20 protein-coding genes are annotated in these 12818 nt (G+C 58.5%); 4 read left to right on the top strand and 16 right to left on the bottom strand.

Features of this window, described 5'->3' with window-relative positions; all coding sequences use genetic code 11:
* Nucleotides 1–44: 44 nt before the first annotated feature.
* The 6 genes from PE058_RS20005 to PE058_RS19980 all read right to left on the bottom strand — a co-directional run bounded on the left by PE058_RS20005 (nt 45) and on the right by PE058_RS19980 (nt 3465).
* Nucleotides 45–1112: a hypothetical protein gene (locus PE058_RS20005; RefSeq protein ID WP_271029263.1), complete on the bottom strand. Its 1068-nt coding sequence runs from the start codon at nt 1110–1112 to the stop codon at nt 45–47.
* A gap of 72 nt (nt 1113–1184) precedes the next feature.
* Nucleotides 1185–1601: a hypothetical protein gene (locus PE058_RS20000; protein ID WP_271029262.1), complete on the bottom strand. Its 417-nt coding sequence runs from the start codon at nt 1599–1601 to the stop codon at nt 1185–1187.
* Nucleotides 1602–1612: 11 nt separating this feature from the next.
* The gene (locus PE058_RS19995; RefSeq protein ID WP_271029261.1) at nt 1613–2401 is read right to left on the bottom strand and encodes a ParA family protein; all 789 of its coding nucleotides are present in this window, start codon (nt 2399–2401) and stop codon (nt 1613–1615) included.
* A 343-nt stretch (nt 2402–2744) separates the two neighbouring features.
* The gene (locus tag PE058_RS19990) at nt 2745–2930 is read right to left on the bottom strand and encodes a hypothetical protein (protein WP_271029260.1); all 186 of its coding nucleotides are present in this window, start codon (nt 2928–2930) and stop codon (nt 2745–2747) included.
* Between the two features lie 9 nt (nt 2931–2939).
* On the bottom strand, nt 2940–3245 hold the full coding sequence (locus PE058_RS19985) for a type II toxin-antitoxin system RelE/ParE family toxin (RefSeq protein WP_271029259.1): 306 nt from the start codon (nt 3243–3245) through the stop codon (nt 2940–2942).
* Complete coding sequence (locus PE058_RS19980) at nt 3223–3465, bottom strand: type II toxin-antitoxin system ParD family antitoxin (protein WP_271029258.1); 243 nt, start codon at nt 3463–3465, stop codon at nt 3223–3225. Before PE058_RS19980 ends, PE058_RS19985 begins: the two co-directional genes overlap by 23 nt.
* Before the next feature lie 119 nt (nt 3466–3584).
* On the opposite strand from PE058_RS19980, the gene PE058_RS19975 reads away from it, so the two are divergent.
* Complete coding sequence (locus PE058_RS19975) at nt 3585–4367, top strand: hypothetical protein (RefSeq protein ID WP_271029257.1); 783 nt, start codon at nt 3585–3587, stop codon at nt 4365–4367.
* Here PE058_RS19975 and PE058_RS19970 read toward each other — a convergent pair.
* A complete protein-coding gene (locus PE058_RS19970) occupies nt 4345–4728 on the bottom strand; it encodes a hypothetical protein (RefSeq protein WP_271029256.1) in 384 nt (127 codons plus the stop codon). The genes PE058_RS19975 and PE058_RS19970 overlap by 23 nt on opposite strands.
* Nucleotides 4729–4875: 147 nt before the next feature.
* On the opposite strand from PE058_RS19970, the gene PE058_RS19965 reads away from it, so the two are divergent.
* On the top strand, nt 4876–5529 hold the full coding sequence (locus PE058_RS19965; protein ID WP_271029255.1) for a recombinase family protein: 654 nt from the start codon (nt 4876–4878) through the stop codon (nt 5527–5529).
* A gap of 233 nt (nt 5530–5762) precedes the next feature.
* Entirely contained in the window at nt 5763–5891 is a 129-nt protein-coding gene (locus tag PE058_RS19960) for a hypothetical protein (RefSeq protein WP_271029254.1), read from the top strand.
* A 116-nt stretch (nt 5892–6007) separates the two neighbouring features.
* Here PE058_RS19960 and PE058_RS19955 read toward each other — a convergent pair whose 3' ends face one another.
* From PE058_RS19955 to PE058_RS19930, 6 genes are all read right to left on the bottom strand, one after another.
* A complete protein-coding gene (locus tag PE058_RS19955) occupies nt 6008–7270 on the bottom strand; it encodes a M16 family metallopeptidase (protein ID WP_271029253.1) in 1263 nt (420 codons plus the stop codon).
* A 153-nt stretch (nt 7271–7423) separates the two neighbouring features.
* A complete protein-coding gene (locus PE058_RS19950; protein ID WP_271029252.1) occupies nt 7424–7876 on the bottom strand; it encodes a GcrA family cell cycle regulator in 453 nt (150 codons plus the stop codon).
* A gap of 70 nt (nt 7877–7946) precedes the next feature.
* Nucleotides 7947–8345 (bottom strand): DUF3085 domain-containing protein, encoded by a 399-nt coding sequence (locus tag PE058_RS19945; protein ID WP_271029251.1) that lies wholly within the window; start codon nt 8343–8345, stop codon nt 7947–7949.
* A 51-nt stretch (nt 8346–8396) separates the two neighbouring features.
* Nucleotides 8397–8981: a hypothetical protein gene (locus PE058_RS19940; protein ID WP_271029250.1), complete on the bottom strand. Its 585-nt coding sequence runs from the start codon at nt 8979–8981 to the stop codon at nt 8397–8399.
* 9 nt (nt 8982–8990) lie between these two features.
* Nucleotides 8991–9356 carry a hypothetical protein gene (locus PE058_RS19935; RefSeq protein WP_271029249.1) on the bottom strand — a complete coding sequence of 122 codons (366 nt, stop codon included), beginning with the start codon at nt 9354–9356 and terminating at the stop codon, nt 8991–8993.
* Nucleotides 9357–9385: 29 nt separating this feature from the next.
* On the bottom strand, nt 9386–9625 hold the full coding sequence (locus PE058_RS19930; protein ID WP_271029248.1) for a hypothetical protein: 240 nt from the start codon (nt 9623–9625) through the stop codon (nt 9386–9388).
* Between PE058_RS19930 and PE058_RS19925 the strand changes: the two genes are divergently transcribed.
* Nucleotides 9624–10031, top strand: a complete 408-nt coding sequence (locus tag PE058_RS19925; RefSeq protein WP_271029247.1) for a hypothetical protein — start codon at nt 9624–9626, stop codon at nt 10029–10031. The two genes, PE058_RS19930 and PE058_RS19925, sit on opposite strands and share 2 nt — an antisense overlap.
* A 137-nt stretch (nt 10032–10168) precedes the next feature.
* Here PE058_RS19925 and PE058_RS19920 read toward each other — a convergent pair whose 3' ends face one another.
* The 3 genes from PE058_RS19920 to PE058_RS19910 all read right to left on the bottom strand — a co-directional run bounded on the left by PE058_RS19920 (nt 10169) and on the right by PE058_RS19910 (nt 12809).
* On the bottom strand, nt 10169–11248 hold the full coding sequence (locus tag PE058_RS19920) for a hypothetical protein (protein WP_271029246.1): 1080 nt from the start codon (nt 11246–11248) through the stop codon (nt 10169–10171).
* 104 nt (nt 11249–11352) lie between these two features.
* Entirely contained in the window at nt 11353–12396 is a 1044-nt protein-coding gene (locus tag PE058_RS19915; RefSeq protein ID WP_271029245.1) for a DUF2493 domain-containing protein, read from the bottom strand.
* Complete coding sequence (locus PE058_RS19910; RefSeq protein ID WP_271029244.1) at nt 12381–12809, bottom strand: hypothetical protein; 429 nt, start codon at nt 12807–12809, stop codon at nt 12381–12383. Before PE058_RS19910 ends, PE058_RS19915 begins: the two co-directional genes overlap by 16 nt.
* Between the last annotated feature and the right edge of the window lie 9 nt (nt 12810–12818).

Here is a 12818-nt window from a genome sequence, read left to right as displayed (position 1 = left end):
TCATTGCAGCATCCGCCTACCATTGTAACCGGCGCGAAGCAGGATCAATTCTGGGCCAGCTTGGTGCGGGCGTCACGCACGCGCGCGTTGGCCGCCTTCATCTCGGAAACAAAGTTGGAATGGGGTGTGAGGGTGTAGAGAACGTCGGTGATGGTGCGGCCGGAATTGCGCTTCTTGGATTCATGGAAATAGAGCACCTCATGCTGGACGAGCTCGGCTAGGGCCCGTTCGAGGGTCTGGATGTTGGAGGATGTCCGGTTGTGGTGCAGGAGGCCACTGTCGCGGGATATGGTAGAAAACAGGATCTGGTAGGGCGTGGTGATCGAGGCGTTTGTGTATTCGTGGCTGAGGCGCTTGTGCAGCCAGCGGGCCATCGGTGAGGAGAGCTGCATCAGGATGCGGTAATTGAACTGCCGGTAGCTCAGATTGTTGATGGCATGGCTTAGGAGCGCCGGCAGGCGGGCGGTCCACATGGCATCGGGGTCTTCGAGCCAATCTGAGCGCTTGACGCGCGTCATATCGTTGAGGATTGGCGCAGTATAGGCGGTTTTGCGGTTCCCCTGCCCTTCGATTTCAACCTCGAGGACGGTTCGGGTGAGGATTTCGAGCGATTGCTTGATCTCCTGGAACGAGCGCGTCTTGCCGCGGGCTTTGAGCTCTTTACGGATCATGTTGAGGGAGAAACGCACCCAGCTTTCCTTATTGGTCACATCGTGCAGCCCGTAGTGCTGATCGGAGAAGATTTTCTTGATGATCTCCTCGACCAGCTCTTCGTCGGCGCTTGGGAAGTAGTCCTGGCGGCCGTGTTCGGTTTCGATGCTGGCCGGTTGCAGCGACATGGTGCACTTGAAGGTTGGATTGTCGGCTTTGGGCGACGGATGATAGTGAAAATCGTGCTTATGGACGGGTAGCCGTCCGTTGTCGTCGCGCAGCATATTCTGGGCGCGAGCGCTGACCGAATATTTGGGGATTGCATCCCAAAGCTCAATCGAATTGGAGAGATCGCGGGGGTTTCCAAAAAACGTTGCGAACAGGTCGTATTGGGGACTTCGATCGGGGGAAGGAAGAACTCTCTTATTGGGGGCGACAATGGAATTAGATGATTCCAGCATAAATTTATGGTGAGGGATTTAGTTAGGGAGGGTCAATATGTCAGACGAAGTTATCCGCAGCAATAAACAGAGTTAAGTGTTTCTGTTTGAATGATGCGGGCTGTTTTTTCCGCGAAGGCGGCGGCCATCTTCGATCATGTCTTCGTCGTGGACTGTAAAGCCGGTGGCGCGAAGACCGGCCATGAAAAGATGATTTAGGGAAACCCGGCGTCGTACGGTTTCCATTTTCAATTCCATCATCAGGTAATCTGGAACTTTTACGCGGGCCTCGCACGGCGGAGGTTTGACGGGCAAATCGGCCGTTGCAGGCGGTTGTTGGGTGGCATGGGAGAAGGTCTTCTGAGCCCCCTCCTCCGCAGGATGCTGCGTTGGTTCATGATCTGGGATGACCGGCGGGGTGGTGAGGGCGGGCACGCCTTTGGCTTGTGCGATGCGTTCTAATTGATCATCGAGGTCGAGATTGAAGGGCTGGAACGGTTGTTTGGTCATGGGTTCGGTCGTCATGCGGCTTGGGTTGAGGTTGTTGCGGTGGCGCCTAGTATGTCTTCGATCTCGGCGAGGAGATTATTGATTTCGAGGCCAGCGCCTTTGGTGGGTTCTGCCTTGGTTGGAGGCACGCCGTTGAGGAACATCTCGCGGTAAGCGGTGCGCTCGACGGTGACGGTGCGGAAGATCGGCATTCCCTTGCGTTTGAGTTCGGAGAACACGAAATCGGTGACGTGTGTGCGTAGCGGGTGCATTTTGGTCAGGAGCATCCGGTATGGAATTTTCCGGGACGCGGTTTCCTCGACGTCCTTGACGTCATGCGAGATGACAATCGCTTCGCGAATATCGGGCTCGGAGGCCTGCGCCGGTATGATGACCAGATCGGCGCGTGCAATGGCTTTGAAGAGATTGACTTCGCGGGCCCCTGCCAGATCGATCAGGATATGATCGAAGTCGTTGTTTGCTGTGAGATCGCGCAGCTTGGCGGATATGTCTTGCGCCGGAAGTGCTTCGACGGTCAGGCCCGGGATCGTGATCTTGCTGGCCCATCTATGGATGGTGCGGTTCTGATCGAGATCGAGAACGACGACGCGTTGGCCGCGGAGTGCGAGGGCTGCGGCTAGGGAGGCGCAGATCGTCGATTTTCCGACGCCCCCTTTTGAGGATGCAAAGACAAGAATCATAAAAGTGGTGGCCAGCTCCTTTTCTGGTTTGGCGGGTGCGCCTGAGAAAACTTGAATATGTCGAACGACATAATGGGATTGTATCACAATAAATAAATAGGCAAAGCGTAATTTTGGCAAACAGGCAAATGGCGCAGGCGGTAAATGCCAATAATGGCAAATAGAATAAAATGAAAATAGGCAAATAGGAAAAAGTGTAGCGAGGCAAAGCGGCAAAAAGGAACGGCGGCAAAGAGCGCGAGGGGTGCGGGCGCAGGGTGGCTTTGTGCCCGTGAATGAGAAGGGCTTAATGCCAGAGCGAGCACTTGGTGGCTAAGTGGCAAAGCGGCAAAAGAGCGGAGAGGCAAAGCGGCGATATGGAGTATGGGAAATAAAGGCAAAGTGGCATTGTGACAAAACGGCCGGCCGTGCGGCGATACCGGGAGGCTGAATGAGTCTCTGGCAGCGGAGGTCACGCGTGCGGCTACCGCTTCTTGAACGGCTCAAGCGCAATTAGCGTGGCCACCTCGGCCGGATAATCGGCATCGAGAATGGCTTCCATGTCATCGGCGTCGTTGGGGGCTTGCCGCTCAACGGGTTTGTTGCGGTTCTCGGCAACAAACTCCCAGAGGGCCTTGGCGATCAGAAAGCGTTTGCGGCGGTTGTCCATGTGGTGGGCCTATTGTTCGCCATCTAACCAGGCTTCGCTCGCATGTCGGACGCGCTGGATGATCGGCCGGCGGTCGCTATCAAGATGATAGATGAGAACATGCGGCCCGTGAGGATGCACACGGGAGGGCGGGGAGAGGTCGGTGCGAAGGCGGCCAAGCTCGGGGTTGTCGGCGATGATATCGAGTATCGACAGGAGCTTGGCGAGGTGATGTTCGGCCTGCGGCAAGCCGAACTGGATGAGACTGTGCAAAAATATCGCCTCTAGGTCTTCGGCCGCGGCGTGGCTGAGGCTATAGCGCGGTCTGCTGGTCATACTTGGCTTTGGCGTTCGCAAATACGTCTTCGGCGCTGAGCGGGCTCACGCCGCTGGCAATGCCTTCATCGAGCAGGTTCTGAAGATGTGCCAGGCGAGCGGTGCGCTCCTGATCGCGGCGTATGAGCTCCCGCACGTAATCGCTGGCGTTGCTATACCCTTTTCGGTTGCAAGCCCATTGCTTCAGCGTATCAGGCAAAGAAATATTCATCGTGGCCATTTTTTAAAAACTCCTTTATTAATTTTATGAGATAATGACAATGTTTGTCAAAGAAAAAGCCAGTGGCGAAAATTGACTTTATTAGGTTGTTTGCGATAAACTATAGACATAATATTTGCGTGGCAAAAACATTGAAACAAGAAACTGAGGGATTTCCGGATTTGGATGCCGCGACGGTAAAGCTTAAATTCAACGAGATCGTGAAGGACGCCAAGGACAAGCGGGAGCTGGAGCAGGGTCCGCTAGGAATTCTGGCCACGCACCGCGAAGACCGGGAAAACCGCGATCGGCGCGACCACCAAGCCCTGACGCTGACAGCGCTGCTGGCCACTAATGCGGCGTATCGGGCGCTGCATGAAGATATCATGGCGGAACTGCCGGAAGTCGAAAACCTGCTCGATGACAATCAGGACAACCTGGATGAGATCGTAGCCAGGGAAAAGATGGCACTCGAAGCTGATCTGGAAAGAGTGGCCGGGCGCTTGCCGGATGGCCGCTACGTTTTCAAGGGTGATGATGGCAGCATCGTGGATGAGAACCTGAAGCCGCTTGAGGGTGAGGACGCAGAAGCAGCAAAGAAAATTGATTTCACAAGCAAGATGACGCTCGAGCAATATCGGGAGCGGCGAAAGCCCGTTGATGAGGCCGTGCAAAGGGCAGATGAGAACCGGCGTGACCGTGTCCGCGTGGGTGAAATCCGCGAGCGGAATACCGACAACGAGAATCCGCTCTCAATGGAGCAAAAAGGAGAGGACAAGGCGGAGCTCGGTGAGATCGAGAAACGCGCGCAGGAACGACATCAAGAGGCCAAGAACGAGTTGGGCGGTTGGACAGCATGGCACGACGCAGGAGTCCAGGAGCACGCCGTGTCAACCGCCGCTATGGCAAAGCCGCAGATTTAGCGGCGTACTTGAATTCGCCGCACGCCTTCTCGAAGACTGCAATGATGATGGCCATGGGGTGATAGTCGGGCAGTCTCTTCATCGCATCAATCACGGGCTTATAGCCGTCCTTGCGATGCTCTGCGCCCCAATCATCGATGCATTTGGCCTGCTCCTTGCGGTTCCCCGCGGCGATGAGACCGGCGGCCATGGCCGCTGTCGTCACGTAACCGCGCTGGTTTTCCGGAGGGAGATTCAGAAAGTCAGAGGTCTTAAACGTATCTTCAGCCATTGCCGGGTTCGAGACAACCGCCGTTAAAACAGCCTGACTGCACACGATGGTACTCAGGCTTGCGATGGCCAGTGCTTTTCTGCTCAACATAAATGATCGTTATTGTAGAGGAGAATAGACTAGCGCGAAAATGATAACATTCCACTTGCAAGCCCGCGGAAATCCGCCAATCTGGCGAAGTTCCTCCAGACGCCGACACATCTCGACAAAAGGGATCATTTTTGACGAGGTGGTGTCATGACCACTCTCTCCCCCAACGGCCGCCGCATCGGTTACATGCGGGTTTCCACGCCGGACCAGCGGCTCGATAGGCAGTGCATCGGCCTGCAAGAGAGCTGCGACGAGCTGTATCTCGAGCAACTCTCCGCCGTGGCGGGACGCCGCCCTGTATTTGACGAGTCTCTCTCTCGCTTGAACGCCGGCGACACCTTCGTGGTCTGGGACCTCGACCGCGCCTTCCGCTCCACTTTGGACGCCATCCTGACTGCAGAGAGCTTGAAGGCTCGCAAGGTTGGGATGCACATCATGTCCCTTAACATCGACACGTCGACGCCGGAAGGCGAGCTATTCTATACAATCATTGCGGCATACGCGCAGTTTGAGCGCCGCATCCTTCGTCGGCGAACTTGCGAGGGGATTATGGCCGCACGTGTGAGAGGAGCGCAGATTGGCCGACCCCGCAGGCTATCCGACGAGATTGTCGCTGATGCTTACCGCTACGTCTGTGAAACGGGCTATCCGGCGCCTTATGTTGCCGCGTTGCTGCGCGTATCCCCCATAACGCTCGAGCGAGGCTTTAGGCGGCTCGGGCTGGTATCTCATGCTTGCGAGCTGCATTCCCGGCGACAGGGAACGGAACCAACATCGGCAAGGTCATCCGCCGCAATATGATCACGTCGTTGCTTGATGCTATCCGTATACCTGTGAAGCAAAATATTATCTGCTAGCAAACTTATGCGCATTGCTATTCAGGTCGTTGAGAAGCGATTGCGGCGGTTAAAGCAATGAAAGCAAAACGCGCGAACATTGAGTAGACCTCAACGACCTAACGCATCCCTCTCTCTCAGGAACTTGTTGCGTTCTTTACGCAATGCCTCGACCTTGGAGCGCATTCGGAAATGGTCATGCCGCAGACGCTCGTAGCCGTGCTTTTGGTGATGTGGCTGAGCAATAGGTTTAACGAGCAAGCAAAGACGCAGGCGGGAGAGGGAAATGTCGAAAACAAGGGCCGCAATGAGGGTGCCGGCAAATAGTTGGGCAACAGTCTACGCATTAATCTGATGAGGGCATCCGCCCGCGCGCTCAAAACCCGCACCTGTGACGGATGTATTTCTAAGCACAGAAGATGATTGGAAAAGTCAAAAAAAAATCAGCCTAAGGAATGCTCGGGTTGCAGCCTATCTGGCTGGGGCGTTGGTGTTTGTGTGAGCCAGGGCGCCTGTGCAGGCCCTACGGAAAGCAAGGCCGGGTTGGAGAGATCGAGCTGGCGCAATGCGTCGCGCACGCTTTCGATGGTGACGTGGTCGTAGCGATCATCGAGTTCCTTCCAGTGAGCCATGTTGCCGGTGAGCTCAAATTCAGTTGTCATCAGGAGTACACGCTGGCGCGGGTCGTTGTTGTTGAAGTCGCTGGCCATGCGCCATTGCCGCTTTAGCGTTTCGAGGGCTTGGGGAGTGAGCCAGGCGCTGTCATCTCGCAACGTCTCGGCGACGAGGGCGAGGCCCTTGCTGGCGTTCTCCGGGCTCATGGAAAGACCGATCTCACAGTAGGCATGATCGGCATAAGGGAAATAATTGGCACTGGCACCGCCGTAATTGAGGGCGCTGCGGCTGAGGCGCCTGTCAATCTCATTTTGCAGGAGTATGGAGAGCGCCACGAACGAGGTTCGCTTCTCCGGCGCCGGGTCGATGTGTTCCAGGCATACGGTGATGGCCTGGATATCCTGGCTCTTGTGGATCGAGATGCGCGGGTCTGGAAGAAACGAGGGCGGTGATTGCACGGGGAGCTTCTCACCTTTCGGGATGGGGGCGAAAGACCGCTCGATGAGAGCGAGGGTTTGGTCGTGATCGAGCGGGCCGGAAATGATGATGCCGATATTGCTGCCGACGACATGGGATTGGCGGAACGCTTCGAGATCGGCGGGCTTCATCGCTGTGATGCTGGCGCGCGTGCCCAGGGGCGTATTGGCGACGGGATGGTCGCCCCAGACGTGACGGTCCAGGATGCCATAGGCGGGCGTGGCGGCGCGCCGTTCGTGTTCTTCATGCAAGATGCGGCCGCGCTCACGCTCGAGCGATTCGGGGTCGTAGGCCGGGTTGAGAAGCGCATGGCCTAGAAGGCCGAGAACCTCCCGTAAATGCTCTGGGCTGGTATCGGCAAGGCACAGGATGCGCTCCTTTCCGGTCCAGAAGTTCGAGTACAGGCACATCTCATCAAGAGTATCCACGACCGAGCGGCCGGATGGGGCGGTGCTATGGGCGATGCAGTGCTCGAGAAAATGTGCTCTGCCCGGAATGGTGTCGTTTCGCGCTCCGGCGCGGATCACGATGCGGACCGAGACGCCGCCCGAATGAGAATTTTGATCGATGCCGAGGGAAATGCCGTTCGGTAGGGACGTGGTCGTGAAAGTCATTTCATATTATGCAGGAAATGATCGAATAATTGCAAGTTTATGAAAAACAGCCGCCCAATTTCTTTAAAGGCAAAATCCAATAGAGTTGTTTGAGCGGTGCGCTTTCAAAGAAGCTGAGGCGTCAACAGGAAAGCGGTTTAGCGGTGTCTGGAGTTAAGCCATGGAGCGGGCACGGTGGTGCGCACAGTAGGGGCGGCCCGGAGTTTTGCTGCGGCCGCAGAAGTGAAAGTCCGGCTTGCGCGGGTCGCCTTCAGGCCAGCAGCATTGATCGGGTTTCAGCTCGCCAATACGTGGCGGGTTGTTGAAAACGAGGGGCTGCAGCGGCGGAAACTTGGAGGCGCGCTTCGCCTTGTGGGGTTTTGGCTGGCAGCCCGGCGCGGCGCGGGTTTTGGCACTGGAGGATTGGCGGCGGCTGCGTCGCTGCGTGCTGGTGGCGGAGGCGCGGGTGCTTGCAGTAGATGGAGTGGACAGTCCGAGGCGATGCACTTTGCCGAGAATCGCGTTCCGGGTCACGTTTCCCAAAATGGTGGCGATGGCGGAGGCGGGCTGGCCGAGTGTCCAGAGTTTTTTAAGGTTGGTAATGCGTTCGGTGGTCCAGGTGGTCATGGTGTTGGTCTCCTAAAATGCGAAGGCCCGCTTGGTGGCGGGCCTCAGGTTTCAAATTGGATGCAATCGGTTAGTGTTTCCGGACGAACTCAATGGAGATTTCCATCTGTTGGCCGGTGAAGCTGATGGCCAGATCGCTGATCATCATGGGCGAGGGGATCGGCGTGTCGGAGAGGGCCGTGAGATCGGCGTTGCTGCCGTCATCTCCGCACCAGGTGTTGTTCTTGGTGCGCCACCAATCGTCAAAGGGCATGGTGCGGGGGTCGCATTCCCGGGCGTAGACGATGATTTTCTCGCCTGCCTGGTGATGGATGCCATCGGTGGTGTTGGGCATGAGGTAAATGCCGTGATCGCCGACGATGAGAAGGCCGGGTCCGAGATCTTTGCCGTAGAAGGGCCTGGCGGTTTTCGCGGATTTGATTTCTTCGAGGGCCTTGAGAACGTCAGGCCAGGGGAAGTGTAGTTTCATGCTGCTCTCCTTTAACGCCCATGCGGGGCACCTCAAGGCAGAGCCTCTCTGTCATTCTGCGGGAGCGGCCGCGACGTTCGGCTCGCCTGTCGGATTGGTCATGGTCCCGAAGTGGCGCGCGACGGCGGCTTCCACGGCCAGGTAGAAGGGGCCTGTCCAGTCGCGGATCCAGGCGGGCGCGGAGTCGCGATCGAGCAGGGCATCGGTTTGGTCGGTGTCGTCGCGGAGATCGAGGGCTTCGGCCCGGGTCATGGCCAGCACGGCTGCAGTGATATCGATGCAGGTTTCACCGGGCGGATCGACGGTGACGGCGTGATCGTTGATGCAGACTTGCGGTACAAAGGTTGCGATGATGCGGTCGGCCGGCTGCTGCAACGCATCGATAATGTCATAGAGTTCTTCGACATCATCGGCGACGCGTTGCAGGCGTTTAAGGGCGTCAGGCTTGTCGGTCGGGTATTCGAGGTCGGAGAATTCGAGCATCAGGAAGGTGAAGAAGGTATCTCCGCAATCCTCGACCTTGGCGCGCCAGTCCGGGTGATCGAGAATCCAGGCGAAATCGCCACCGGCATAATTCTCGGCGGCGGTACGCTGGTACTGGTTGAAGGTAAGTTCTTGGGTCGTGTGGTTGGTCATGAATGCCTCCTAGTGTTGGGTTTGCAGGGCGTATAACCGGCACGGAATGGTGGTGTTGACCCCGTTGTGTGCGCAGGCGCTGTCGTGATGAAAGAACCAGACTTCGCCCGGTTTGGTGTTGCCGGTATCGATGAAGATCTCGCGCGGGATGCCGTTGTCGAGACCGCCGGAGTGGCTGCAATAGCCGTGGCCGAAATAAAACGATCCGGTGCCGCTGGTCGGCTGGATGCGGTCCGGCCAGACATGGGCGATGCGGCGGAGCTCGCCGGTTGCGAACTGGATAAAGTCGCCGACACGGGGGCCGGGTGCTTTGTGCCAGGCCTCGAGGCGGATCTGTTTGATTTCTTCATCGACGTTGTCGAAGGCGGGGTTCATGGGAATGCTCCTTTCTTGTGGGTTGGGGGTCAGGTGCCGGGCTGCTGGTTGAGCCAGGTGACGGTTTCGCGCACGTGGCGCTCGAAGTCGTCGAAGGCGGCCATCAGATCGTCCAGGGCCCCTTGAACGGAATTGTCGATATCGATGAAAGGGGCGGCGAACTCAGTGAGGGCTGCGCGGTAATGGCTCAGCGATTTTTGAGTGCGGGCCAAAAGAACCTTGGGTTTGACGCCCAGGTTTTGCGCGCGGGAAGGGAACAGATCGGCCATGGGTTCAGCCTCCGGCCATGACGGCTGTCACGCGCTCGGCGAGGGCAGGGGGGTCATCGAGAAGGGTGAGGGCGGCAAAGTGATTTCGTCCGCCGGTGTAATCGCGGCGACCCTTGCAGGTTCGGATGAGAATGCCGGATTGGGCGCCCATGCAGGATTGGGAAACGCTGATATAGACGCGTTCGTGATGAAGGGCGATCTCGCCCGAAACGGCGATACCGGCTTTGTTGCTGCGGAGGTCAAAATCCGCCTTCGGCCAGTCAAGCTGGGCGGCCAACAGCTTCAGCCGATTGGACGCTGCGCGGTGGAACGCGGCTTTCTGACAATCGTCGTATTGGGTGGGCCTTTGCCAATCGAAGGGCTTGGGTCGTTTGGCGGCGGCGCGAGTGGGTACAGCGAAATCTAGCATGGGTCTTCCTTTGGATTGCGGGAGGCGGGACTTCACCCTCTCTCTGAGAGGGCTTTGCCCGATCACTCGCATCCGAAGACCTGCTTTCCCTTTGCGCTTTATGCGATTGTCGCAAGAGCGGCCCTGGTTAGGCGTCAAGATGGTTCAGGATCGTGCCCATTGTTCTGCTCGCGGCACGGCGAAGGGGCGGCGCGTTCTCGGGAGCGGGTTGCGAGCCGTTCCATGAAAGGTTGAGGCGCAGGCTTGTCGATGTGGGCAGTGTGGGGCGGGGTGTGTTTTTCACGATAGTGCGTGGTCGAGATTTCCCGCCACTGCTGGCGGAGCCAGTCGGTTTCCCATTTAGAGAGCTGCCTGTTGCGGTCATGGAAATCCGACAGCACTTTGTCGGCGGTGGCGAGGGCCTCACGCTTGTGATCGTGAACCGATCGGAGCGCGTGGCGCAGCACGGTCTGGTGGGATCTGACGACGGCTTTCAGCGTACCCTGGTATTCGTGGGCCGCTTGTTTGTCGCCGGGTGGCGCTTTTTCGGCGTAAAGCCGCCTGACCTCACGATAGTGCTGGTTGAAATCCTTGTTGACGCGGGCGCGTACGGATGCGGCGCGGTCGCGAGCGGCGCGGGAAATCGCGATGCGGGCTGCGATATGCTCGTGCTTCACCTGGTCGGTGAGCTGCGCGGTTTCGTGAACGTCTTTTTCGATGCTGCCGATCAGCCGCTTGGCAGCGGTCAGACCCTTGTCTGCGCGCATGCTTTTGGCTTTGGCGGTGGGAGAAGGCGCGTTGGCGTTGTTGGCTTTGCGCCGCAGGGGATTGGCTTCGATGATCTGATCGGGCAACTGGCGCGCAGCGCGCTGAATGATGAATCTCTCCAGCAGCCGGCGGTCGACGTTGCGCGAGAAGGGGAAGGCGGCTTCGATCTGGTATTCGAGATGGTCGAACATCTCGGCCATGAAACGGCGCTCTTGCGCCTTGTCGTAGACGGCATCGTAGGCGGCCAGAAGGTGATGCATGAGCTTGTCGGCCTTGCGCGTGTAGATGTCTCCCAGATTGCGGCCGGGTGAGATGTCAATCGGATCGAACGGGGCTTCGCCGCGGGTGAGCAGGAGTATTTCTGCGGCGCGTTTGGCGTGCTCGTAGGTCTGGCCGGGCAGAACGATCTCGAGCTCGTCGCCGAAGGGCGGGATGATTTCGATGTCGTAGAGGCGCAGCATTTTCATGTGCAAACTACTCGGGTGAATCGGGGTTTCTAAGGTTCTGTTGTGATCGTGCTGCGCGTCTATCAAGGGCTGACGATGATGTGACGTGGAACGAAGGGGTGAAGTCACTCCATCGTGTTTTCGGGCCCGTTGTCGTGGCTGGCATTGAATGACGGGGCGATTGATAGGCTGTGCTGCGGGATCGGCAGCCTGAGAAGATGGCGGCGGCGGATCTCGGCTTGGCGGATGCGCCAAAGGGTTTGCGCGGGGCAGACGTCTTCCTTGGGCGCGTTGACGTTGGCAATGCCGCGGGCGGAAAGCAGCGCGTCCATCTGTTTCGGGTTCTCGCGTAGCCACTGGCCCCAGAGCGCGGTGTAAATGTCGCCGAGCTCGTCGCGGTTGGTGGCCGTGCGGCCCTGGGTCTGGTCGGGGGTGAGGCCCGTGGCGCCGTTCTCGAAGATCTTGGCAGCGGTGAACGCTTCGTGGATCGAACGGCCCTGATGGCTTTGAAGGCGGGCGGTATAAGGATTGAAATCGCCGCGGCCATGCGGGCCGGTTTCGAGATAGGGCGGTTCGCCGATCACGTTTTTCGGTTCGGGCGCTTTGGCGGGCGATGGCGCGGTATCGGGCGCACGGGCCATAGTAGGGGGCGCAGCGCGCGCGATCAGGCCGCGCACGACGTTTTCGGGGCTGACGTTGCGGGGCAGGCTTGCGCTGTTGAGGCGGTCGCGTTCGAGTTTGGGCAGCTGCAGGAGCTGACGGTCCTTGCCGACGGTATAAACCGGGATGCCGGATTTGAGGGCGCGCAGCGCGATCGTTGTCGCGCCATAGTTTCCGGCATCGCCCGGGTCGTCAGGGTTGCCAGGGGCTCCGGGCACGGCCGGCTTGCCGAGAATGGTGAGTACTGCGTCGGGATTGAACTCCTTCAGCATCTGGCCGTTGCGGATGTGCTTGGCGAAGCGCCCGTGGCGTTTTCCGTCGGGCGCATAGCGGCGCACGGTGATGCGCAGGTGCTTGGCGACCTCATCGGCAACGCTATCGACGCCCTTGGCGGTGCCGTGGGCGATGACAGCAGGCTTCAGCTGCGCGATGGCGGTCTTGACGGCGTGATAGTCGTCGTAATCGCGGGCACCGCAGACGATGAGGCGCATGGCTAGTTCCTTTCCCATGCAAAGGGCGTGTCTTCCTTGACGTAGAATGCGTGAAGGGCGCGCAGGTAGCGGATCTCCGACAGCGCTTCCCGGTCGACGTGGTAGAGGCGGCGGAAGGGCAGGCGGCAAAGGGCAGCGATTCCGGCCATGGGGCCGGAGATGAAGGTGTTGTCGGGGGTGTACGTTTTCAGGAGTGTGTTGGCGGCGACGATGCGGACATCCAGATCGGCGGCGATGCGATTTGCAAGTTTGCGGATTTTGCGTCTGCCGGGATGGCGCCGCGGGATGCGCCGGCCTTTCCGGAAATATCCGGCGATGGCGGGAAGGTTGCCAATGCCGATCGATGCATCGGCGCGGCGTTGCACGGGCGATGCGATCGGGGCGGGTGCAACGGAGGCTTGCCCGGCGATTTGCTGAGGCGTGTTGGTCATGGTCGGTTT

This window comes from Hyphomicrobium sp. DMF-1, assembly GCF_027886585.1.
Taxonomy (GTDB): Bacteria; Pseudomonadota; Alphaproteobacteria; order Rhizobiales; family Hyphomicrobiaceae; genus Hyphomicrobium_C; species Hyphomicrobium_C zavarzinii.
Note: the sequence above shows the minus strand (reverse complement) of the source record. Positions and strands in the feature narration are given on the sequence as shown.

Excerpts from the sequence above, each read along its gene's own strand:
- PE058_RS20005 (WP_271029263.1), bottom strand. The coding sequence starts at position 1,112 with ATGCTGGAATCATCTAATTCCATTGTCGCCCCCAATAAGAGAGTTCTT.
- PE058_RS20000 (WP_271029262.1), bottom strand. The coding sequence starts at position 1,601 with ATGACCAAACAACCGTTCCAGCCCTTCAATCTCGACCTCGATGATCAA.
- PE058_RS19990 (WP_271029260.1), bottom strand. The coding sequence starts at position 2,930 with ATGGACAACCGCCGCAAACGCTTTCTGATCGCCAAGGCCCTCTGGGAG.
- PE058_RS19985 (WP_271029259.1), bottom strand. The coding sequence starts at position 3,245 with ATGACCAGCAGACCGCGCTATAGCCTCAGCCACGCCGCGGCCGAAGAC.
- PE058_RS19980 (WP_271029258.1), bottom strand. The coding sequence starts at position 3,465 with ATGGCCACGATGAATATTTCTTTGCCTGATACGCTGAAGCAATGGGCT.
- PE058_RS19970 (WP_271029256.1), bottom strand. The coding sequence starts at position 4,728 with ATGTTGAGCAGAAAAGCACTGGCCATCGCAAGCCTGAGTACCATCGTG.
- PE058_RS19965 (WP_271029255.1), top strand. The coding sequence starts at position 4,876 with ATGACCACTCTCTCCCCCAACGGCCGCCGCATCGGTTACATGCGGGTT.
- PE058_RS19960 (WP_271029254.1), top strand. The coding sequence starts at position 5,763 with ATGCCGCAGACGCTCGTAGCCGTGCTTTTGGTGATGTGGCTGAGCAAT.
- PE058_RS19955 (WP_271029253.1), bottom strand. The coding sequence starts at position 7,270 with ATGACTTTCACGACCACGTCCCTACCGAACGGCATTTCCCTCGGCATC.
- PE058_RS19950 (WP_271029252.1), bottom strand. The coding sequence starts at position 7,876 with ATGACCACCTGGACCACCGAACGCATTACCAACCTTAAAAAACTCTGG.
- PE058_RS19945 (WP_271029251.1), bottom strand. The coding sequence starts at position 8,345 with ATGAAACTACACTTCCCCTGGCCTGACGTTCTCAAGGCCCTCGAAGAA.
- PE058_RS19940 (WP_271029250.1), bottom strand. The coding sequence starts at position 8,981 with ATGACCAACCACACGACCCAAGAACTTACCTTCAACCAGTACCAGCGT.
- PE058_RS19935 (WP_271029249.1), bottom strand. The coding sequence starts at position 9,356 with ATGAACCCCGCCTTCGACAACGTCGATGAAGAAATCAAACAGATCCGC.
- PE058_RS19925 (WP_271029247.1), top strand. The coding sequence starts at position 9,624 with ATGGGTTCAGCCTCCGGCCATGACGGCTGTCACGCGCTCGGCGAGGGC.
- PE058_RS19930 (WP_271029248.1), bottom strand. The coding sequence starts at position 9,625 with ATGGCCGATCTGTTCCCTTCCCGCGCGCAAAACCTGGGCGTCAAACCC.
- PE058_RS19920 (WP_271029246.1), bottom strand. The coding sequence starts at position 11,248 with ATGAAAATGCTGCGCCTCTACGACATCGAAATCATCCCGCCCTTCGGC.
- PE058_RS19915 (WP_271029245.1), bottom strand. The coding sequence starts at position 12,396 with ATGGGAAAGGAACTAGCCATGCGCCTCATCGTCTGCGGTGCCCGCGAT.
- PE058_RS19910 (WP_271029244.1), bottom strand. The coding sequence starts at position 12,809 with ATGACCAACACGCCTCAGCAAATCGCCGGGCAAGCCTCCGTTGCACCC.